This window comes from Rhizobium oryziradicis (assembly GCF_001939045.1).
GTDB lineage: Bacteria > Pseudomonadota > Alphaproteobacteria > Rhizobiales > Rhizobiaceae > Allorhizobium > Allorhizobium oryziradicis.
Genome location: NZ_MKIM01000027.1, coordinates 426,930 through 447,365 on the forward strand (window position 1 = coordinate 426,930; position 20,436 = coordinate 447,365).

20 protein-coding genes are annotated in these 20,436 nt (G+C 55.0%); 7 read left to right on the forward strand and 13 right to left on the reverse strand.

Annotated elements, in window-relative coordinates; genetic code table 11:
* Positions 1 to 2,373, reverse strand: a complete 2,373-nt coding sequence (locus BJF95_RS13065) for an EAL domain-containing protein (protein WP_075639879.1) — start codon at positions 2,371 to 2,373, stop codon at positions 1 to 3.
* A 248-nt stretch (positions 2,374 to 2,621) separates the two neighbouring features.
* Entirely contained in the window at positions 2,622 to 3,218 is a 597-nt protein-coding gene (locus tag BJF95_RS13070; RefSeq protein WP_075639880.1) for a 50S ribosomal protein L25/general stress protein Ctc, read from the reverse strand.
* Positions 3,219 to 3,510: 292 nt separating this feature from the next.
* Here BJF95_RS13070 and BJF95_RS13075 point away from each other — a divergent pair, with 292 nt between their 5' ends.
* The 3 genes from BJF95_RS13075 to BJF95_RS13085 all read left to right on the forward strand — a co-directional run bounded on the left by BJF95_RS13075 (position 3,511) and on the right by BJF95_RS13085 (position 6,736).
* Positions 3,511 to 4,467: a helix-turn-helix domain-containing protein gene (locus tag BJF95_RS13075; protein WP_075639881.1), complete on the forward strand. Its 957-nt coding sequence runs from the start codon at positions 3,511 to 3,513 to the stop codon at positions 4,465 to 4,467.
* A 147-nt stretch (positions 4,468 to 4,614) separates the two neighbouring features.
* Positions 4,615 to 6,129: an aldehyde dehydrogenase gene (gene adh, locus BJF95_RS13080; protein WP_075639882.1), complete on the forward strand. Its 1,515-nt coding sequence runs from the start codon at positions 4,615 to 4,617 to the stop codon at positions 6,127 to 6,129.
* A gap of 235 nt (positions 6,130 to 6,364) precedes the next feature.
* Complete coding sequence (locus BJF95_RS13085) at positions 6,365 to 6,736, forward strand: DUF779 domain-containing protein (RefSeq protein ID WP_075639883.1); 372 nt, start codon at positions 6,365 to 6,367, stop codon at positions 6,734 to 6,736.
* A gap of 106 nt (positions 6,737 to 6,842) precedes the next feature.
* Here BJF95_RS13085 and BJF95_RS13090 read toward each other — a convergent pair whose 3' ends face one another.
* The 7 genes from BJF95_RS13090 to lgt form a co-directional block, all read right to left on the reverse strand.
* Positions 6,843 to 7,733 (reverse strand): hypothetical protein, encoded by an 891-nt coding sequence (locus tag BJF95_RS13090; protein WP_083638807.1) that lies wholly within the window; start codon positions 7,731 to 7,733, stop codon positions 6,843 to 6,845.
* A gap of 325 nt (positions 7,734 to 8,058) precedes the next feature.
* Complete coding sequence (locus BJF95_RS13095) at positions 8,059 to 8,994, reverse strand: ribose-phosphate pyrophosphokinase (RefSeq protein ID WP_075639884.1); 936 nt, start codon at positions 8,992 to 8,994, stop codon at positions 8,059 to 8,061.
* Positions 8,995 to 9,208: 214 nt separating this feature from the next.
* Positions 9,209 to 10,111, reverse strand: a complete 903-nt coding sequence (locus tag BJF95_RS13100; RefSeq protein WP_075639885.1) for a hypothetical protein — start codon at positions 10,109 to 10,111, stop codon at positions 9,209 to 9,211.
* A 180-nt stretch (positions 10,112 to 10,291) separates the two neighbouring features.
* A complete protein-coding gene (locus tag BJF95_RS13105; protein WP_075639886.1) occupies positions 10,292 to 11,443 on the reverse strand; it encodes a M24 family metallopeptidase in 1,152 nt (383 codons plus the stop codon).
* Positions 11,440 to 12,237: a peptidoglycan editing factor PgeF gene (pgeF, locus tag BJF95_RS13110; protein WP_075639887.1), complete on the reverse strand. Its 798-nt coding sequence runs from the start codon at positions 12,235 to 12,237 to the stop codon at positions 11,440 to 11,442. Before pgeF ends, BJF95_RS13105 begins: the two co-directional genes overlap by 4 nt.
* Before the next feature lie 13 nt (positions 12,238 to 12,250).
* Entirely contained in the window at positions 12,251 to 13,351 is a 1,101-nt protein-coding gene (locus BJF95_RS13115) for a class I SAM-dependent methyltransferase (protein WP_075639888.1), read from the reverse strand.
* 125 nt (positions 13,352 to 13,476) lie between these two features.
* Positions 13,477 to 14,316: a prolipoprotein diacylglyceryl transferase gene (gene lgt, locus BJF95_RS13120; protein WP_075640332.1), complete on the reverse strand. Its 840-nt coding sequence runs from the start codon at positions 14,314 to 14,316 to the stop codon at positions 13,477 to 13,479.
* Positions 14,317 to 14,512: 196 nt separating this feature from the next.
* On the opposite strand from lgt, the gene BJF95_RS13125 reads away from it, so the two are divergent.
* The 4 genes from BJF95_RS13125 to BJF95_RS13140 all read left to right on the forward strand — a co-directional run bounded on the left by BJF95_RS13125 (position 14,513) and on the right by BJF95_RS13140 (position 16,923).
* Positions 14,513 to 14,776, forward strand: a complete 264-nt coding sequence (locus BJF95_RS13125; protein WP_075639889.1) for an accessory factor UbiK family protein — start codon at positions 14,513 to 14,515, stop codon at positions 14,774 to 14,776.
* Positions 14,777 to 15,257: 481 nt separating this feature from the next.
* A complete protein-coding gene (locus BJF95_RS13130) occupies positions 15,258 to 15,758 on the forward strand; it encodes a type III secretion system chaperone family protein (RefSeq protein ID WP_075639890.1) in 501 nt (166 codons plus the stop codon).
* A gap of 2 nt (positions 15,759 to 15,760) precedes the next feature.
* A complete protein-coding gene (gene proC, locus BJF95_RS13135; RefSeq protein WP_075639891.1) occupies positions 15,761 to 16,567 on the forward strand; it encodes a pyrroline-5-carboxylate reductase in 807 nt (268 codons plus the stop codon).
* Positions 16,564 to 16,923, forward strand: coding sequence for a tRNA-binding protein (locus BJF95_RS13140; RefSeq protein ID WP_075639892.1), 360 nt, complete (start codon positions 16,564 to 16,566; stop codon positions 16,921 to 16,923). The genes proC and BJF95_RS13140 overlap by 4 nt, the downstream gene beginning before the upstream one ends.
* Positions 16,924 to 16,930: 7 nt before the next feature.
* Here the strand turns inward: BJF95_RS13140 and BJF95_RS13145 are convergent, their stop codons facing one another.
* The 4 genes from BJF95_RS13145 to BJF95_RS13160 are packed head-to-tail and all read right to left on the reverse strand — an operon-like array spanning position 16,931 to position 20,119.
* The gene (locus BJF95_RS13145) at positions 16,931 to 17,512 is read right to left on the reverse strand and encodes a DUF1349 domain-containing protein (protein WP_075639893.1); all 582 of its coding nucleotides are present in this window, start codon (positions 17,510 to 17,512) and stop codon (positions 16,931 to 16,933) included.
* Positions 17,513 to 17,563: 51 nt separating this feature from the next.
* The gene (locus tag BJF95_RS13150; RefSeq protein ID WP_075639894.1) at positions 17,564 to 18,943 is read right to left on the reverse strand and encodes an ATP-binding protein; all 1,380 of its coding nucleotides are present in this window, start codon (positions 18,941 to 18,943) and stop codon (positions 17,564 to 17,566) included.
* Between the two features lie 4 nt (positions 18,944 to 18,947).
* Positions 18,948 to 19,649 (reverse strand): response regulator, encoded by a 702-nt coding sequence (locus tag BJF95_RS13155; protein WP_075639895.1) that lies wholly within the window; start codon positions 19,647 to 19,649, stop codon positions 18,948 to 18,950.
* Positions 19,650 to 19,654: 5 nt separating this feature from the next.
* Positions 19,655 to 20,119 carry a MarR family winged helix-turn-helix transcriptional regulator gene (locus BJF95_RS13160; protein ID WP_083638836.1) on the reverse strand — a complete coding sequence of 155 codons (465 nt, stop codon included), beginning with the start codon at positions 20,117 to 20,119 and terminating at the stop codon, positions 19,655 to 19,657.
* Positions 20,120 to 20,436: the final 317 nt, after the last annotated feature.

Consider the following 20,436-nt stretch of genomic DNA (forward strand, 5'->3'; position numbering starts at 1 on the left):
TCACACGACCTTCAGCGCAGGCATGTCCTTGTGCAGAATGCGGTCGCGCAATTGCTCAAAGGAGAGAGGGCGATCAAAAAGATAGCCTTGGCCATAATCGACACCAATGGCTTGCAGCAGATATTGCTGCTCTTCGGTCTCTATGCCCTCTGCCACCACCGTGCATTTCATCTTGTGGGAGATGGCGGTAATGCCTTCAATCAGCATTCGGCTGCGGTCGCGCGTGTCTTGAACATCGCTGGTCATGGAGCGAATGAAGGATTGGTCAATCTTGACGATATTGACCATAAACCGGGTCAGATAACTGAGCGATGAATAGCCGGTGCCAAAATCATCCAGGGCAATCCGGCAGCCAAAATCGGCAATCTTGCGCAAAATTGTCTGGATGCTGGGATTGTCGTGCAGCATGGTTGCTTCTGTAATTTCAATCACGATCCGCGACGGATCGATATTGAACAGATGGACAATACTGGCCAGCCAAACGGGCAGGCTTGGTTCGATTTGCAAAGGCGACAAATTGACGGCCAGATAGGAGGTGTTATCGCCGCTCAGCGCGGAGAGCGCGGTAAAATGCTCAAACGCTTTGCCAAAAACCTGCTTGCCAATGTCGTGAATGGCACCGGTTTCCTCGGCTGTCGCGATAATATCAAACGGAGCCATGACGCCGCGCTCGGGGTGATGCAGGCGCATAAGTGCTTCATAGCCGATAATGCGATTGGTTTTCAGATCGATGATCGGCTGTAGATAGGCATCAAACCACTCGTTTTCCAAGGCTTTTTCAATGGTCTGTTCAATTTCGGCGCGTTTGCGGGTGTTGCGGCCAATGGTGTCGTCAAACACTTGAAGGCCATTTTTGCCATCGCGCTTACGATCATACATGGCCATGTCGGCCTTTTGCAGCAATTCCGAGGCGTTGTCGGCATGTTGAGGGTAAAGGGCTATGCCAATGCTGGCACTGAGCCGGGTTGATGTGCCCTTGATGATGAAGGGTGCCTCAAACAGCCTGCAAATTTCCGTTGCCAGATCCGTTGCGGCCACTTCGCAATTGTTGGCGCGGAGTAAAATAGCAAATTCGTCTCCGCCGATGCGGGCGGCAATGGAGTTTTCCGGTAAAAGATTGACGATCATGCTGACGATCAGTTGCAGTGTCTTGTCGCCTGCATGGTGGCCAAGATTGTCATTGATCCATTTGAAGCGATCCAGATCCACAAATAGACATGCGAGCGAGCCGCCTTCACGGTCCGTTTCGGCAATCTCGCTATCCAGCGCCATCTCGAAGCCCTGGCGGTTCATCAATCCGGTCAGATGATCGGTGAGGGCCTGGCGGCGATTGCGCGCTTCCGCTTGCTTGAGCGCGGTAATATCCGTCATCACGCTGAGCGACACACCCTTTTCCATGGCCGAGATCTTGGGGCTGGATTCAACGATTAAGACATCCATGATGGAGCCGTCGGCACAGACGAACTTGGTGGTATATTCCCATCTGGAAGCGGTATGCGCCTTGTCTTTGCGATGTTCATAGCTCTGACGTCCGCCTTCATTCAAGAATTCGGCAAACGGCAGGCCTATGACATTTTCGCGCCGATACCCCGTCGCCAGCACCCAATGATCACTGACGCCAATGATGTGATCGTGCTGATCCAGCGAATACAACATGGCCGGGGTGGCGTTATAGGTGTCGGTGGCCAGTCTGTGGGCTTTTTTAAGCTCGTTTTCTTCCTGTTGCAGCTTGATTTGCATGGTGTTGAAACTGCGCGCCAGTTGGCCCATTTCGTCATTGGAGGCCCAGTCAACACTGTGTCGCGAGCCGTGCTGATGCGTGGCGTCAATGGCCGCGGTCAATTTGGCAAGAGGGCGCATGACCATCATCCGGTTGCCAAAAACTGTGGTGCCGATGACAATCAGCAAAGCGGTCGAGAAAATGGCAACCAGAATGCTCTCGCTGCTGTCGATGCTTGAGAAAAACGCAATCGGTTGAAAGGACAGCGTGATGGTGCCCACATGTTTGGGGCCATCAATATCCTGATAAACGATCTCCTCGGAGAGGGAGGTTGTGTGCACGGTTGGCGGCAGCGGAGCCAATGGCAATGAGATATTGATGTCGCCGGTCTGATCTATGACGGTGATGCCCAGGACGCTTGCGTCGGTTGCAACGGCTGCCGCAATCTGCCTGACGCTCTCCGTGTCAAAGTCCCACAGGGGCTTTGCCATTGCCTTGGCATTGGCCGTGAGCAACACAGAAATATTGTGTCTTTGCTCGTTTTCCGCCTTGTCCGATGCAAGCCACAGGAACAGCGTGAACAATGGCACAATGCAGACAAACACCGTGCATGCCACCAAGGCGAGAAAACGGCGCTCCACCGAGCTATTCATCGGCGCACGCAAAAGGCCTGGATTGATGTTTTTAAATACAATTTCTAGTCCCCAATATCCTGCTTTTGGGGATGATAATTCACTTGATTTGTTAATGTTAGCTAAAAATCCAAATTGCGTATGAAAATTGTCACATAGGCTGTCATGAAAAAAACCCGCCATAAAGGCGGGTTTAATCGTTTTAGAAGAACTTTGCGTGGGCCATGCTCAAAACCTTTTCAGGATCAAGCATTTATGCGCAGTGCTGATTAAGCGGTTTCTTCTTCTTCAGCAACGCCAGCTGCTGGTGCAACGATGGTTGCAATGGTGAAGTCACGGTCAGTGATAACCGTGCTTGTGCCAGCTGGCAGCTTGATGGCAGAGATATGAATGCTGTCGCCAACCTTCAAACCGGAAAGATCGAATGTCAGAGCTTCAGGAATGGCGTTTGCCAATGCGTGCAGCTCAACTTCGTGACGAACGATGTTCAATACAGCGCCAGTCTTGACAGCAGACTTGTCTTCATTCACGAAATGCACTGGTACCGATACCACGACGTGGCTGCTTGCAGTCACGCGCAGGAAATCGATGTGCATGGTGAAGTCGCGAACTGGGTCCAGCTGATAGTCTTTCGGCAGAACGCTGATCTTTTCGCCATTGACGTCAATGGTGGCGACCGTTGTCATGAAACCGCCAGCGTGGATACGCTTGGTGACTTCATTGGTGTTCAGGGTAATAGCAATAGGGGCCTGCTTGTCACCATAGATGACAGCGGGAATCAAGCCGTTGCGACGAAGTTCACGGGAGGACCCCTTACCAACCCGTTCGCGCGTTTCGGCCTTGAGCTCATAAGTTGCGTTGCTCATGGCAATACCTTTCAAAGTTACTGGAGAGCTCCAACCGTTGGCATCCGCCAAAGGCTTGGAACCTGAAGCGATGATGACGATACCGATATCAGGGCTTCATCCGTGTTGCCTCCAAGGGTGTCTACACGGACGGGGGCGCTATAATACGAAAGTGCCGCGCGCGCAAGGCTTGTCTGGGGTTTGATGGGGCGAAAACACCGGATGCGGCGGAGCTATTGTGTCTTTGCCATTGCCTTTGGCATTCACGCGGTCCATCTTGATGGCAGATAAACGTTTGCTTTGGGAGGAGCATATGAATGTCGGATGCAAACACTCTGATACGGTTTATTCCATAGCATTGAAAGGCTCGACTGCGGCGCGTTCGCCGATTGCGGCATCCTGGCGGCGCTGCCTGGATGTTTATGGCTTAAGCCCGGATCAGGCGGCAAAACCGCGAACCCTGGATCAAGCCGCTTTTCGTCAAGCGCGCGAGCGCATGGATGATCTGATTGCCGCCAGCACAGACGAGCTTGATCGTCTGTTTCAGACCGTGGGCCGCTCCGGCTGCTGCCTTGTGCTGGCCGATGCGCAAGGCGTGGTGCTGGAGCGGCGCAGCACATCGGGGGATGATGCCGATTTTCGAAGGCTGGGCCTGTGGGAGCAAGCAGAATGGAGCGAGGCCAGCGTTGGCACCAATGGTATTGGAACAGCCCTTGCTGATGAACGCCCGGTGATCATTCACCGCGAACAGCATTTTCTCAGCGCCAATATCGCCCTTAGTTGCGCCACCGTTCCGGTGCGCGATCATCGCGGGCAGTTGGCGGCGGCACTGGATATTTCCACCTGCCGGCATGATGTGACGGATCTGTCGATGAATATTCTGGCGCAGGCGCTTCGTGATGCGGCACTCAGAGTGGAGACCAACCTGTTTCGCATGGCCTTTCCCATGGCACGGATCATCATGTTGCCTAACACAGTGACGCCTGCCGCGCTTTTGGCCGTGGATAGCGATGATCTGGTGTTAGGTGCGACGCGGGCGGCCAGAATGGCCCTGCAAATTGACGATCAGCTGATTGCTGCCGGTCTTCCTGCCGCCGATGCCTTGCGGGAAAAGCATCATGATGCGGGTGATGATCTGGTGGAGGCCGAACGCTCCGCTCTGAAGCGAGTGTTGTCGCGTGCCAAGGGCAATGTCTCGCGCGCCGCACAGCTTTTGGGGATCAGTCGTGCAACCTTGCATCGAAAAATGAAGCGGTTTGATATTCATTGAGGGCTGCGGGGAGGGCTGCGGGCTTCACTGTCTCACGGATGCGACACTGTGCGCTGCGGCATTGGTTTTGTCCTCTTTCATCTTGAGCAAACAGGTTGCATCTTCTTCTCACGGTTCCAAACGAACCTTCATCAGGGAGGATGACACATGAACATTCAGACACAGACCAAAGCCAGCACGCCGTTCAAATTGAAGTACGGCAATTTTATTGGCGGTGAATGGCGTGAACCGGTCGGAGGCCGGTATTTTGAAAACACCACCCCTGTGACCGGTGGCAAGCTGTGCGATGTGGCGCGCTCCGACGAGCATGACATTAATCTCGCGCTGGATGCCGCCCACGCTGCCAAGGACAAATGGGGCCGCACCTCGGTTGGCGAGCGCGCCAATATCCTCAACAAAATCGCAGACCGCATGGAGAGCAATCTGGAGCTTTTGGCGCGTGCCGAAACCTGGGACAATGGCAAGCCATTGCGCGAAACCATGGCCGCCGACATTCCGCTGGCCATTGACCATTTCCGTTATTTTGCGGCTTGCGTTCGTGCCCAGGAAGGCTCCATCGGCGAGGTCGATAACGACACGGTTGCCTATCACTTCCATGAGCCATTGGGTGTGGTTGGCCAAATCATTCCGTGGAACTTCCCGATTCTGATGGCAACGTGGAAGCTGGCTCCGGCTTTGGCAGCGGGCAATTGCGTGGTGCTCAAGCCTGCCGAGCAGACGCCTGCGTCTATTCTGGTCTGGGCCGAGTTGATCGGTGATCTTCTGCCGGCGGGTGTGCTCAACATTGTCAACGGCTTTGGCCTCGAAGCGGGCAAGCCATTGGCCTCCAGCCCACGCATTGCCAAGATTGCCTTTACCGGCGAAACCTCGACGGGCCGGTTGATCATGCAATATGCCAGCCAGAACCTCATTCCGGTCACGTTGGAACTGGGTGGCAAATCGCCAAACATCTTCTTTGAAGATGTGATGCGCGAAGATGATGACTACCTCGACAAGGCGCTTGAAGGCTTTGCCATGTTTGCCCTCAATCAGGGCGAAGTCTGCACGTGCCCGAGCCGTGCGCTGGTGCATGAAAAGATCTATGATCGTTTCATGGAAAGAGCCGTGAAGCGGGTTGAAGCCATTGTGCAGGGTGACCCGCTCGATATGTCAACCATGATCGGCGCGCAGGCTTCCAATGAGCAGTTGGAGAAAATTCTCTCCTATCTCGACATTGGCAAGCAGGAAGGCGCTGAAGTGCTGACCGGTGGATCGCGCAACATGCTCACTGGCGATCTGGCTGGCGGCTATTATGTGAAGCCCACGGTGTTCAAGGGCCATAACAAGATGCGGATTTTCCAAGAGGAAATCTTCGGTCCTGTCGTGTCCGTCACCACCTTCAAGGACGAGGCGGAAGCGTTGGAAATCGCCAATGACTCGCTCTACGGTCTTGGGGCTGGCGTGTGGAGCCGTGATGCCAACACCTGCTACCGCTTTGGCCGTCACATTCAGGCCGGACGCGTGTGGACCAATTGCTACCATGCCTATCCTGCCCACGCTGCCTTTGGCGGCTACAAGCAATCGGGCATTGGTCGCGAAACCCACAAGATGATGCTGGATCATTATCAGCAGACCAAAAACATGCTGGTAAGTTATAGCACCAAGGCTCTTGGTTTCTTCTAAACCCATAACGCAGAGACTGGCGGATATTTCTCCGCCAGTCAGGTTGATGATAAAGGGCAGAACATCTCCTCGAGTCATCCTCGGGCTTGACCCGAGGATCTATAGGCCGTTGAAAAATGGATCCTCGGCTCAAGGCCGAGGATGACGCAGAGTGCGAGGATAGGTTTGTCAGTGGTCTGACTGGCGGATATTTATTTCTCCGCCAGTTTTTCTTGTTTATGTGGGAGGAGCGGACATGGATGAGCAGGTTACTGAGCAGCGGGTGCTGGCCACCGATGCAGCGCTGGAGCTGATCCGGGAGATCAAGCGCGACTATCCCGAAATTCTGTTTCACCAATCCGGCGGCTGCTGCGATGGCTCTTCGCCGATGTGCTATCCCGCCAATGATTATATTGTTGGTGATACCGATGTGAAGCTGGGTGAGATTGATGGCGTGCCGTTTTACATTCACCAAAGCCAGTATGAGGTGTGGAAGCACACCCAATTGATCATTGATGTTGTCAAAGGCCGTGGCGGCATGTTTTCGCTCGATAATGGCCGGGAAAAGCGCTTTTTGACGCGATCAAAACTGTTTAATGGTGAGGTTTGCCCGCTGCCTGCGCGATGATGGACTAGAGTTTGTCAGGGAAAAGTGGAATCCGGTTTTCCTGATAAAGACAAACTCCAACAAAGAAGTTTAGAGACTTTCTGGTTCAATTTGAACCTGACAGTCTTTAAACAAGCCCGCAGCGCGCGCATGCGCGGTCAATGATCGCCAGCTTGATGCATTGCGCGCGGGCATATTCCGCGCGAAACGCATTGGAAACCCAAAGTTCGGAACGGCCGCGCGCGCCCAGCCAGCCAATGGTGCCCGCTTTGGCGGCATCAAGCAGCTTGCGGGTCAGGTGTGTTCGTGACAGATGAAAAGTCTCGGACATTGTCTGGATGGAGACGATGCCGACCGGTATTCTCTCGGCTGCGGGATCAACGGATTGCGAATTGGCAATCAACCAATCGATGATGATATTGCCGTTGTTGAGCCATATGAAGGGGTCGAACACCTTCGGCTGGTCGCGGAGTTCCGCAGTCTGCATGAAATCCGCCGTGATGAGGGGATGGACCTTGCTCATGTCTCGACCGCTGGCGTGGAATTTTTGAATCCGGTTTCCGTGATCAAAACGGTCGAGCGTCTCCAGATGCAGTTCCAGCCAATTCAGGGCGGCATTGATGCTGATGTCTGATGGCACAAGCGGGCGGCTGCGCCGATCTGATGCTGCAATCGGGTCGGCAATGCCGTAGGTTTCCATTTCTTTCAGGAAAGCATCGGCGGTGTTGCGGCTGGCAACGGCATTGTGTTCGATACGGTCAAAAAAGCGGGCCGGTAAAATCTGCCCGGTCTCGAAATATTGCACCAGCGCAATATGCGCCAGCAACCAACGCTGATGGCTGGCAAAAATCCGCGCAACAAGGGGAATCTCTGTAAAACGTGACAAAAATCCCGCCGCCTGCTGGCGAATGAAATCATGGGCAAGGGGATGGGCCAGCATGACATCGCTTGTTAATGCCACTGGCGGTTCTTGCTTGTCGCCGGAGGGAATCTGATCGCTGGCGATATTGACGTGCATGGTATGGTTAGGGTCCTCAATCCCGATCGATGGTCGATGACGGCGTTCTGCGGCCGACATGGCGCATACACAGCAGTGTACCGAGATAAGATTACTTTTCCATCAAATTCAAGGAGGTCTATATCGCGATGCGTCGCCGTTACAGCACTGTTCGCCATATGTGGCGCGCAGTGCTGTAAAGTTGAGAACCGGCTTTCGGATAAATCCGATGTTCTGTTGGATTAAAGCATGTCGCGTTTTATTGTCGTCAATAATACGATAACGTACATGCGACAAAATAAGATCTAAAGCCTGTCGCAGTGAATCCTATTCGCCGCGACAGGCTTTAGTCGTCGAACAGGCTGGAAACCGAGGCTTCGGCGCTGGTGCGGTCAATGGCTTCGCCCAGCAGGGTGGCAGAGCTGAGAACCCGGATATTGGGAGCAGACAGCACGGCCGTTGTCGGCTGGATGGAATCGGTAATCACCAATTCGCGCAATTTTGACGACGAAACGCGGGCAACGGCACCACCAGACAAGACGCCATGGGTGATATAGGCCGTTACGCTGCTGGCACCCTGCTTCAAAAGCGCTTCAGCCGCGTTGCACAAAGTGCCACCGGAATCGATAATGTCGTCAATCAGGATGCAATCCTTGCCGGTCACATCGCCGATCACGTTCATGACTTCAGACTCGCCCGGACGGTCGCGGCGCTTGTCAACGATCGCCAAAAGACAGTCCAGCCGCTTGGCCAGTGAGCGGGCGCGTGCAACACCACCCACGTCTGGCGAGACCACCATCAGGTTTTTCAGGTCGTAATTGTCTTTGATGTCGCGGGTCAGAAGAGGAGCGGCATAGAGATTGTCGGTGGGAATATCGAAGAAGCCTTGAATCTGGGCGGCGTGGAGATCCATGGTCATCACGCGGTCTGCGCCGGATTCGGTGATGAGGTTTGCGACCAGCTTGGCGGAGATTGGTGTGCGCGAACCTGATTTGCGATCCTGACGCGCATAGCCGAAGTAGGGAATAACAGCTGTGATACGCTTGGCGGATGCGCGACGGAACGCATCAATCATGATCAGCAATTCCATCAGGTGGTCGTTGGTGGGCGACGATGTGGGCTGGATGATGAAAATATCCTCCCCGCGCACATTTTCCTGAATTTCCACGAAGATTTCCTGGTCAGCAAAGCGCCGAACGCTGGCCTTTCCAAGCGGAAGATTGAGATATTTACAGATTGCTTCTGCAAGTTGCCGGTTTGAATTACCTGCGAAGACCTTCATGTATGTCCGCCTGTTTGCAAGCTGGCGCTAAAGCTGCGGGACCGTTATTGATCGGGCTTAGCCTTACGCGGCAGATCTAAAACTGTTAGCACGAAGCGCGCGTGTTTGAGTGATACGCGGCGCTCTATTGCGGGCTTTTTAGCGCCCTTCACCTTGAATGCAAGAGGTTTACGCGCTCTTCTGCTGAATTTCGTAAATGGATATGGTTTACGACCTATCCGGCGCTTTTGGTGCGCCACTCCTGGTAGTCGTCCATGGTTTGGGTTGCAATGTTTTGCATGGTCGACGCGGGCACCGATGCCCATGGATCTTTGGCCTTGCCGGGCACGGTTTCCTGCCCTTGAATACGGTGTAGGCGATTGCCGCTGGCGTCCAGCACATCCCACACATAGACAACCACGGTTCGGCCGCCATCATTATAGGCCGAGAAATACCCTTTCAGGATATGTTGGGCCGGTTCGCTGCTTGAGTCCCGTAAAACAAGGCCTTTTTCGCGTGCCTCCGTGCCAAGTTGGCGCGACAGCGGCATGACGACTTGCGATGGCGCGCCGATGATTGGCAAAAAGCGAATGGCGTTTGCCGAGGCTGGATCGGGCGCAATGGCGGCTTGCTGCGTGCTTGCCGGGGAGGGCTCAGTGGTCTCGGCACTCGCTGAGGTCGGCTCTTCTTGCGCGTGCTGAACCGGCGCTTGGTGGGCTTGCGATTGCTCGTCTAAGATGCGGTGGTTTTCCACAGGCTGGCGCGTGCCGCCATGGTGCCGTGTGTGCTCTTGCTGGCCAAGATTGTCGCCCAAGGGTTTGGACGCCACGGGGTTGTAGCCACTTTGCAAAGCCTGCGCCTGCGCTTCCAGTGAATTTTGGGGCGACGATTGCGCCTGTTCGTTCGGCTGTTGCGGATAAGAATAGCCCAGCGCGGTTTGTTCGCGCATGGGGCTCGAGGATAAGCCCTGATTTTGCGCGACTGCCGTTTGCATGTCGGTGCGGTTCAAAGGGGCGCTATTGCTGATCGAGCCGCTGGTGCCAACATCCAGCGGTGGCGTCAAGGTATCCGAGACCGTGCAGCCTTGAACCATGCTGAGGGCCGCGATCATGGCAGGCCCGGAAACGGAATATCTCATGGCGGCCTCCTGGTCGTGTTTCCGTTCGAAACCAGTGTTCCGCCCGGAATTGAGCAAAAACAAACAGCCAGAGACATTCACCCACGTCACAAAGGCAAAAATGCTCGGGCAGACAGAGTATCGCGCCCGAGCATCCCGCTATTGTCTTCCGAAATCGTTAAATTCTATCTTAAATCGTCATTATTTTACGATCATCTCAAGGGGATGCCGCGACAAGGCCCGTGGTGCATCCTCGGTGGTGAGATAGGTGTGGCCGAGGGTCATGGCGATGTTGCGCTCCGAATCCATAATAATCATATGGATAAACAGGGACATATCCGGCAGGATTGGCTGTGGATTGCCCACATGGAACATCTGATGCTCCATCCACGACGGTGAAAAACGAGCGCCAAGCGAATAGCCGCAGGCATTGAGCCGATGGCGCGTCAGGCCGCGTGCATCCAGCACCCGTGAGTGCGCCTCAAACACATCGCCAAAGGTATGGCCGGGGCGCATGACCTTTTCGATCTCCTGAATGGCATCATAGCAGGCATCAAACAGCTCAACATGGCGGGGTGTTGGCTCGCCAATCACCACCGTGCGCATCATGGCGGCGTGGTAATGGGCAAAAGTGCCAGCCCATTCCAGTGTCAATTGGTCATTGGCATCCAGCACGCGACGACCGGCTTTATAGCGGCACAAAAGAGCATCCTGACCGGAGCCAATGATAAATTCATTGGCGGGATAATCGCCACCACCGGCAAACACCGCACCTTGCATCGCCGCCAGAATGGCCGCCTCATCAGCACCCGGGCCGGTCAGTTGCAAGGCTGCATCCAGCGCATCATCGGCAAGCTTTGCGGCTTTCTCGATATAGGCAATTTCCTCAGCGCTTTTGATCAGCCGCAGTTCGCTGACCAGATAGGAGGCATCCACCATCTGGCAAAAGCTCATCAATTGATTGTCGAGCAAGCGGGCAACCCGGCCGGTCATGCCGTGGGTGTCATATTCCACGCCGATGCGGGCACCCAAGAGATCCAGATCATTCAGCAGATCTTTCAAATCAATGGTCGGGTCGGCGTTGGTGCGATCCACCCAGATATTGATGTTTTGAATATTGGAGGTCTGGCGGGCCTGACGCAGATCGGCGGAGCGCGTCAGCAGCGTCATCTCGCCATCGGCCTTCACCACCAGTGTCTGGAAAAAGCAATAGCCAAAGGTGTCATAGCCGGTCAGCCAATACATGCTTTCCTGCGCAAACAGCAGGACGGCATCCAGCTTTTCAGTGGCCATACGGGCCTTCAATTGATCCAGCCGCGATGCATATTCTGTTTCAGAAAAGTGAAGCGTCATTGGGAGATCTCCCTGAGGTAAATTGCGGATACCTGACGACCATAATCCGGCTCACCAGCATGGGTTGTGCGACGATAGGAGAAGAAAGACCCCGAATCGCCATAGGTGCAAATCCCTAGCATGTCGGCAAGGATTCCGGCACCCCGCAATCGTTTCACGGTCAGGCCCGGCAGATCAAACATGGCATGACCTGGCTTGGGCGAGGGGGTGAAAAAAGCGCTGTAGGACGGATCATGGGCCACGAACCGCTCCACAAATTCCGGCCCTACCTCATAAGCCTTGGCGCTGATGGAAGGGCCAAGCGTGGCAACGATGCTTTCGCGTTTTGCACCAAGGCCAATCATGGCATCAATGGTGTTTTCCAGCACGCCGGTCAGCGCACCTTTCCAGCCGGCATGGGCCGCGCCGATGACGCGATGGGCCGGATCGGCAAACAAAATCGGCCCGCAATCGGCCGATAAAACGCCGAGCGCCATCCCCGGCGTGGCCGTCACCATGGCATCCACCTGCGGGCGATCTGCGCCAAATGGCGCTGTCACGCTGATAACATCGGGTGAATGCACCTGATGCACCGTGACCAGATGCGCGGCATCAATATCAAACCAGCCTGCAATACGGCGGCGATTTTCAAGCACATGCTCCCGATTGTCATGCGAGCCAAGCCCGACATTCAAACCCTGATAGATGCCTTCTGAGACCCCGCCTTGGCGGGTGAAAAAGCCATGGGCAATGCCTGCGCTTTCGCCTTTGGCAAGCAAGGGGCTTTGCAGCGGGTTCGGCGTGACTTGGGACATGGCTGCAACCTTATCAATGGAGGGGACGAAAGGGAGGCAAAGACAGAGCAGGGGTGGAGACGGCCAAAACCTTGAACAGCTCACCCATTCTGCCTTCTCCGCTTCCTGCCAACCGGGTGACGGCTTCTGTCAGCATCAATTGCGTGGCGGCGTCCTTGCCACGTCCCAGCACGCCAGCGCGGTCGGTAATGCCAAGGCCGAGCAAAAAATCACCCTGCCGCATGCAACCGGTCACCGAGATGCCGTTGCTGATCGCTGTGCGGGCCAGATCTTCAAAATCGACATGGCTGGTCAGATCGGCAATGCCGGGATGGGCCAAGGGCGGATCATAATCATGGGTGCGCACGGCTTGCAATGTATCGCCAAAGCCGGTGGCCATATGGCCATAATCTATAATCAGGGCGGTGCCGCCTTCCTGGCCGAGGCGGTGGCACAGACCTTCCATCACGGCGCGGCGCGCAGGCGAGAACTCATAAATAGTGCCGTCTGGCGCGCCCTCTGCTCCTTCCGGCAGCAAGGATGGATCGAGAACGGCGGTGCCAAGGGCAAAAACAAGCTCGTCCTCGTGATCGAGGCCGATAACACGCTCGACAAAATGTGCACCTGCCTTGACGAACTGCCGGATGGGAATGGCATCAAACAGCTCATTGGCAACCACCAGCGTGAAGCCTGCGGGGGCATCTTCCAGCGTGTCATGCCAGTCGATTTTTTCAATATGGACGGCGAGGGTGCTTTGTTGGACTTCCCGCAGGCGTTCGCTGGTCTCAATCATATGCACGCTGGTGTCGCGGTACATATCAGGGGCAAGCTTGGCAATCACCCGCAGCATGTCGCTCATCATAGTGCCACGTCCGGGGCCAATTTCAACCAGCCGCACAGGGTTGGGCAGGCCGTGGCATTTCCAGGCATGGACCAGAAAGGCGGCGATCATTTCACCAAAGATCTGGCTGATTTCCGGCGCGGTGATAAAATCCCCTTGCGCGCCAAAAGGCTCGCGGCTGCGATAATAACCAAATTCCGGATCGGCCAGGCAGAGCGTAAAATAATCGCTAACGCTCATGGGACCATTCAGGTGGATCAACCTTTTGATCTTGTCACCGAGTGGAGTGCTCATACGTGATAGGCCCCTGTTCATTGTTGGGGTCTACGGCACCGCGCGTTTACACATCGCGCAAAGGACGCCGTAGCAGTTTAAATCTGCTGCATATTCTTTCCTCAAACCGCTTGCGGCTTCAGGAATTACGCAGGAGTGGCTGTTTGCGCTCGCCAGATAGCCCAAAGGCCAAGCGCAAACATTGGCATGGACAAAACCATGCCCATGGTGAGCCAGCCGCCCGCCAGATAGCCCAATTGAACATCTGGCTCACGGAAAAACTCAACAAAAATTCTGGCCAGAGAATAGCCACAGATGAAAACGCCACTGATTGTGCCGGATTTCTTCAGAGCCGATGTTGTGCGACCCAGAACTTGCACGAGGATGAACAGCGCGATCCCTTCCAGGGCGGCCTCATAAAGCTGACTTGGGTGACGGGTAAAAGGGCCGCCTGTCGGAAATTGCATGGCCCAGGCCACGTCGCTGGCCCGTCCCCAAAGCTCGCCGTTGATGAAATTGGCGATGCGGCCAAAGAACAGGCCGATGGGGGCGACTGAGGCCACCACATCAAACAGCATCCAGACGGGCAGGCCGTTGCGGCGCGCAAAGATGATCATGGCAAGGGTGGCACCCGTGAGGCCACCGTGAAACGACATGCCGCCGCGCCAGATTTCCAATGCCACCATGGGATTGGCCAGCACCGGCTCAAGATCATAAAACAGAATATAGCCGATGCGGCCACCCAGCACGATGCCGAGGGCGGCCCAGACCAGAAAATCATCGAGATGTTTTTCGGTAATCGGTGTATAATTGTTGGGCCATAGGCGGGGCGTGTTGATCATGCGCCGCGCCAGCCACCAGCCAAGCAGAATGCCTGTGACATAAGCAAGGCCATACCAGCGGATCGCCAGCGGCCCGATGCTGATCGCAATCGGGTCAATTTGAGGATAAGGTAGCTCGGTGAAAAGGCTTAACGCTGTATTCAAGGACATTCTCTCACTGTTTGCCCGGAAAATGGCGGGCGGCCTTTGCACCGTCAAGGTGATTCTAGGGTTAATGATGGCAGAAGCCGCGTTTGTCAGGGGAATTTTGTCTTGCAAGCCGCGTTGCGAATGCCTACCTGCATAAATATCGAGTTTGGATGCCCAAGATGGGCATACCCCTATGGCCAGATGGAGCACGATGATGAGCACCGGAACCAATCGTATCATGGACGAATTTGCAAAGCTGATGACCGATGCTGCGGGCGCTGCCCAAGGCGTGCGCCGTGAGGCAGAGACCGCTTTTCACGCTCAGGCCGAGCGCTGGCTCAACAGTCTGGATGTTGTGCGTCGGGAAGAATTTGATGTGGTGCGCGAGATGGCGCTGAAGGCGCTGGATGAAAATGAGGCCTTGCGCGCAAAAATCGAAGCGCTGGAGGCCAAGCTTTCTGGCGACGGAAAGTAACGAGTTACGGAATGTCGGGTTAGATTCCTGTTTTTCCGTAGTATTTCGTGCAAATCATTAATGACGTCTTGAGGCGGCTGCGCGTGGGTGCAGCCGTTTTTTTATGGCCTAAGTCCGAGATTTTACAGCGGCTTTTGGCTTATGCTTAACGATTGGTTACGTTTTTTTTCCACATGTGGATAGTGCCAAAAAACGCAATGGCCAGAGTCAGTTAAGGCCCGGTTCTGAGAGATGAAAACAAGCACTGTCCACAGCGACGGTTGTGAAAAGCCCTCAATGGGGCTGGTTTGAGACTCCCGGCGTTATACACTGATTTTAAATGATGATTCGAAACGACCCGGCAAGTTTCGGGCAGGGTGCCGCAAGCACTCTGGGGGTATTGGGTATCATTCGAAATGTGTTTCCGGTGGATGCGTGGCGTTTTGACGATGGTGTATTCTTTTGTCGTCGATGTGCGGATTCCCGGCTGAAAAGGTGCGGCATGACCCTTATGGAATTGCAAATGGAACGTCAGTCCAACCCGGTTGATATGATCGAGTTCGTGGCTTCGAATAATGACTGGTCGTTCGAGCGGTCATGTGAAGATGAAATTGCCATGACGGTGAATGGCCGTTGGGCGGCCTATCAGGTGTCGTTTTCGTGGATGGAAGAATGCGAGTCCTTGCATTTGGCCTGCGCGTTTGACCTGCGTGTGCCCGATGCCAAGGTCAATGAGATTATTCGTCTTTTGTCGCGCATCAACGGACAGGTGATGATGGGTCACTTTGACCTGTGGAAGCAGGAGGATGTGGTGATTTTCCGCCAGTCGCTGCTGTTGGCCGGTGGCGCAGAACCCACCAATCAGCAAGTGGAAGTGCTGCTGTCCAGCGCGGTTGAGGCGTGTGAAGCTTATTATGAAGCCTTCCAATACGTCATCTGGTCTGGATTGGATGCGAAAGCAGCCATGGACGTTGTGCTGTTCACCACGGTTGGGGAAGCCTGAGAATGAGCGGTTTGATTGCTTTGGTGGGCGCTGGCAATATGGGCGGCGCGATGCTGTCCGGCTGGCTCAAGAATGGTGTTGATCCATCTTCTATTCTGGTCATCGATCCCGGTGCCAATGATGCTGCTAAGCTGCGTTTTCGTGACGCCGGCGTGCAGCATGTGACGGAAGCACCGTTGAATACAACAGTGTCGCTGTTGTTTCTGGCCGTCAAACCGCAGATCATGGCAGCAGCGCTGCCATCGTTGAAGGGTCTGGTGGGCAGCGACACGGTTGTGGTCTCGGTTGCCGCTGGCAAGACGCTTGCCTTTATGGAAAGCCATCTCGGGGCTGTCGCCATGGTGCGGGCCATGCCCAACACGCCAGCCATGGTTGGGCGCGGCATTACCGGTGCCTATGCCAATGGGCTTGTCAGCGAGGCGCAGCGTGCCACTGTGCATGATCTTCTGAAGGTCAGCGGCCCGGTGGAATGGGTTTCCAGCGAGAGCGATATTGATGCTGTCACGGCCGTTTCCGGCAGTGGTCCAGCCTATGTGTTTTACCTTGTCGAATGCATGGCGGAAGCGGGTCGCAAGGCCGGTTTGCCTGCGGATCTTGCCATGCGCCTGGCGCGCGAAACGGTGGCGGGGGCGGGCGAATTGCTGCATCAATCAACGGACGAAGCGGCAACTTTGCGCAAAAACGTCACCTCTCCGGGCGGCACAACGGCGGCAGCGCTTTCGGTTTTGATGGCCGATGATGCCATGCAGCCTCTTTTTGATGCGGCGATTGCGGCAGCAAAGACCCGCGCAGAGGAACTGGCATCGTGAGCGGTGATGCGAAGAATCCTGCCGAGATCACCTATGGTGACTTTGAAAAGGTCGATATTCGTGTCGGCACCATCATCGAGGCTGAGGATTTTCCGCAAGCGCGCAAACCAGCCTATAAGCTGAAGATTGATTTTGGTCCCGAGATCGGCATCAAGCGCTCGTCGGCCCAGATTACCGTGCATTATACGCCGGAAAACCTGATTGGCCGACAGGTACTGGCTGTGGTGAATTTTCCGCCACGCCAGATCGGGCCGGTGCGCTCCGAAGTTCTCACCCTCGGTTTTGAGGATGAGAATGGAGCCATAGTGCTGGCCTCGGTCACAAAGGGCGTGCCCAATGGCAAGAAGATGATGTGACTTTTGTTCAGTGGATCTCGCGCGAGACGGGATCTGTGAGTTTGAAATCAAAAAACTCAACACGAAAGCCAGCGCGCTTGGGTGAGCAGGTCATAAGCCCCACCTGCACAGTTTCAGGCGATGGTGAAAACCATGCCAGCCGGGCCATGGACCAGCTTTTTCCTTCATCAATACTGTATTGAATGAAAAGCGCATCGCCCAGGCGGGTGATGCGGGCTGAAACCACCTTGGGCTCCCCCTTCAGCATCACAACCGACCAATCCGAGTGATCATTGGTGACAACGGTGCTGAAATGCATGTGCCCGTCGGTATATTCCACTCCGCATTTGACCCAGTGGGTTTCATCCACCCGCAGCATCAATCCGGCCTGATCGTAGAGGGTTTCATATTGGCCGGAAAAACTGACTTCGACGGTAAAATCACCGTTGCGTGGGGTGGAGAGGAAATGGCCACTATCCGGCGTGAAGCCATAATAGGTCTTTTGCCAGAAATCGCTGGCGTCTTTTGTTTCAACAATCACGCCGCGCGCGGTCCACGTCGCTTTTTCTGGCGGGTTCAACCATTGCATGGTCTTGATATCAAAGCTCATTTTTCCCTCCCAAATTCTTTTAAAAACCGGTTGTCAGGCCGCAGTCACATCTTAAACGGGGATGCGGATCTTGGCACGCAAGCCACCCATGGGGCTATCCGACAAGGTGACATTGCCGCCGTGGCTGCGGGCAATGTCGCGGGCAATTGCCAGCCCCAAGCCAGTGCCGGATGAATCGAGATTGCGCGCCTCATCCAGCCGGAAAAACGGTTTGAACACATCTTCGCGCGACGCTTCCGGAATGCCGGGGCCATTGTCATCAAACACGATGGTCAGCCATTTGCTGCCATGTCTGGCTTCCACATGGACTTTTTGCGCATAGCGGCGACCGTTGGCGGCAAGATTGCCCACCAGACGCCAAAAGGCATTGGGGCGCACACGCACATTATCATCGCCGGTGATGTGGAAGCTGAAATCCTTGCCATGCAGCGCGTAATCGCTGCTGATTTTCTCAAACATGTCACTCAAATTGAACGGACCAAAATTCTCCTCAGCCTCGCCTTTGGCAAAGGCCATATAGCCTTCGAGCATGGATTGCATGGCATCGACATCTTCATTCAACGGCTCAAGATCGGGATTGTCGCCCGCGAGCGCCAGTTGCAGCTTGAAGCGAGTGAGAATGGTGCGCAAATCATGGCTGACGCCGGTCAGCATGGCCGTGCGCTGCTCCAACTGGCGCTCGATGCGCTCGCGCATCAGAATAAAGGCGCGGCCCGCGCGGCGAATTTCATCAGCCCCGCGCGGCACAAAATCCTTTTCCAGCTTTTGGCCCTTGCCAAAACTTTCGGCGGCCGAGGCCAGCGACAGAATGGGGCGGATTTGGCCACGCAAAAACAGGGTGGAGATGATGATCAGCACCAAAGAGGTGCCAAACATCCACAGAATGAAAATATGAGTGTTGGAGGCATAGGCCTGGCTGCGCCGGGTGAAAATGCGCAAAACCTCACCATCCAGTTTGATGCGAATCTCAATCAGCGGTGAATCGCCCACCGTATCAATCCAGAAAGGCCGGTTGATCTGTTGGCGCAACTCGTCGCTCAGCAATTGGTCAAGAATCGAGAAAAACGGTTTTGGGCGCGGGGCAGGCAATTCGCCATTTTTTTCCAAAGTGGCCGTCAACGCCATTTTTTCGCGCGCGACAGCGAGGATCTGCGCGCTGTCGTTTGGATATTTTTCCAACAACACAATGACCGCCGATATATCGCGGGTCACGGCGGCGGAAAGCCGCTGCGTTACCATTTGCCAATGTCGTTCCATAAACACAAACAGCAACACTGTTTGCAAAATCAACATCGGCAAAATGATGATCAGCAGGGAGCGGGCAAACAGGCCGGTGGGCAATTGCCTGCGCAGCCATCGGCTGAACCAGCGCAGGTTGACCCATGAAATGCGCCGGGTTTTGAGGTGGCCGATCGCCTCGAACAGGGTCATGTCGTCAGTCCCGGCTCAGGCGATAGCCAATGCCGCGCACGGTTTGCAGCCAGACCGGATTGGCCGGGTCATCCTCAATCTTGCGGCGCAAACGGTTGATCTGCACATCAATGGTGCGCTCGCCCACATCGGCGTCTTCGCCCACCAGTTCGTAGCGCGGAATGGTTTCGCCTGCCTTGTTGGCAAACAACATCATAATGTCCTGCTCGCGATCGGTGAGGTGGATCACGTCGGCACCTTTTTTCAATTCCTTGCGCAGGAGAGAGAAACTATAGGGGCCAAACATCACCTGCTCGATTTTCGGCCCATCGCCGCTGCTGTTGCGCTTGAGAATATTGTTGATGCGCAGCACCAGTTCGCGCGGATCAAACGGCTTGGCCAGATAATCGTCAGCACCCGCCTCCAGCCCGGCAATCCGCGAATCCGCCTCAGAGCGGGCAGTGAGCATGATGATGGGGGCCTGGTTTTTTTGCTCGGACAGGGACTTGGTCAAGGACAAGCCGTTTTCGCCCGGCATCATCACATCAACAATCAGCAGATCAAAGCTCAGGCCATTCAGCCTGCGCCGGGCCTCCTGCGCGTCGGCGGCAACGCTGACGCGAAAACCCTGTTCGCTCAAATAACGATGCAGCAGGTCACGAATACGGGTGTCGTCGTCAACAACGAGAAGGTGAGGGGCATCATCCATCAGATCTATCTGTTTCATATGCGTCAGGACTCCTCGATTTGTGCGGTGCTTTCCACCGCTTCACTGCGCATGGCGTTCAGGAAAACCCGAACAGCCTGCATTTGATCCGGTGTCAGGCCTTTAAAAGCATTGGCAATGCGGCGTGATTGTGGGTCCGAGAGCGCCAAAGCCAACTCACGGCCAGCAAGGGTTGGATAGAGCCTGCGCTGGCGACGATCCGCAGGGCCAGTCATCTGGCGAATATAGCCTTGCTCGATCAGCTCTTTCAGCACCCGCGCCAGGCTTTGCTTGGTGATGCGCAAGATCGACAACAGATCGGCAACCGTCATGCCCGGTTGGCGGCTGACAAAATAGACCACACGATGGTGGGCGCGCCCGTAGCCGAGTTTCTCCAGAATTTCATCCGGGTCTGACACAAAGTCACGATAGGCGAAAAAGAATAGCTCGATGGTTTCGAAATCAATGCTCTTGTCGTCTATATGCGGCATTTCCGGCAGCTGTTTTTTGGCTGTTTTGGCCGTAGGCGATCTTTGCACGTTTCAAATTCCTTATCTATGCCAATGCGTGTAAAGGCTGCGTATTCCTTGCGGCGACCGCTGCTGCTCTTTGCGGTTCAAATTTGAGCAAAACTATGCCGAGTGGGGCAAAATTGCCAATAAAAACTGCGCTTTTCCCACGGGATGAGCGCGCGCTACGCCTCGCATGCGACAAAGTGGGTGAGAGCGGCTGCCGCACGGCCTGATCATGGCATAACTTTGCCCAAAATCTGTCCGATCTTCCAGAAAATGGCATCGTAGAAAATATT

Bases quoted from the DNA above. Each gene is read 5' to 3' on its own strand.
- BJF95_RS13065 (WP_075639879.1), bottom strand. From the start codon at position 2,373: ATGAATAGCTCGGTGGAGCGCCGTTTTCTCGCCTTGGTGGCATGCACG.
- BJF95_RS13070 (WP_075639880.1), bottom strand. From the start codon at position 3,218: ATGAGCAACGCAACTTATGAGCTCAAGGCCGAAACGCGCGAACGGGTT.
- BJF95_RS13075 (WP_075639881.1), top strand. From the start codon at position 3,511: ATGAATGTCGGATGCAAACACTCTGATACGGTTTATTCCATAGCATTG.
- adh (WP_075639882.1), top strand. From the start codon at position 4,615: ATGAACATTCAGACACAGACCAAAGCCAGCACGCCGTTCAAATTGAAG.
- BJF95_RS13085 (WP_075639883.1), top strand. From the start codon at position 6,365: ATGGATGAGCAGGTTACTGAGCAGCGGGTGCTGGCCACCGATGCAGCG.
- BJF95_RS13090 (WP_083638807.1), bottom strand. From the start codon at position 7,733: ATGCACGTCAATATCGCCAGCGATCAGATTCCCTCCGGCGACAAGCAA.
- BJF95_RS13095 (WP_075639884.1), bottom strand. From the start codon at position 8,994: ATGAAGGTCTTCGCAGGTAATTCAAACCGGCAACTTGCAGAAGCAATC.
- BJF95_RS13100 (WP_075639885.1), bottom strand. From the start codon at position 10,111: ATGAGATATTCCGTTTCCGGGCCTGCCATGATCGCGGCCCTCAGCATG.
- BJF95_RS13105 (WP_075639886.1), bottom strand. From the start codon at position 11,443: ATGACGCTTCACTTTTCTGAAACAGAATATGCATCGCGGCTGGATCAA.
- pgeF (WP_075639887.1), bottom strand. From the start codon at position 12,237: ATGTCCCAAGTCACGCCGAACCCGCTGCAAAGCCCCTTGCTTGCCAAA.
- BJF95_RS13115 (WP_075639888.1), bottom strand. From the start codon at position 13,351: ATGAGCACTCCACTCGGTGACAAGATCAAAAGGTTGATCCACCTGAAT.
- BJF95_RS13125 (WP_075639889.1), top strand. From the start codon at position 14,513: ATGATGAGCACCGGAACCAATCGTATCATGGACGAATTTGCAAAGCTG.
- BJF95_RS13130 (WP_075639890.1), top strand. From the start codon at position 15,258: ATGACCCTTATGGAATTGCAAATGGAACGTCAGTCCAACCCGGTTGAT.
- proC (WP_075639891.1), top strand. From the start codon at position 15,761: ATGAGCGGTTTGATTGCTTTGGTGGGCGCTGGCAATATGGGCGGCGCG.
- BJF95_RS13145 (WP_075639893.1), bottom strand. From the start codon at position 17,512: ATGAGCTTTGATATCAAGACCATGCAATGGTTGAACCCGCCAGAAAAA.
- BJF95_RS13150 (WP_075639894.1), bottom strand. From the start codon at position 18,943: ATGACCCTGTTCGAGGCGATCGGCCACCTCAAAACCCGGCGCATTTCA.
- BJF95_RS13155 (WP_075639895.1), bottom strand. From the start codon at position 19,649: ATGAAACAGATAGATCTGATGGATGATGCCCCTCACCTTCTCGTTGTT.
- BJF95_RS13160 (WP_083638836.1), bottom strand. From the start codon at position 20,119: ATGCCGCATATAGACGACAAGAGCATTGATTTCGAAACCATCGAGCTA.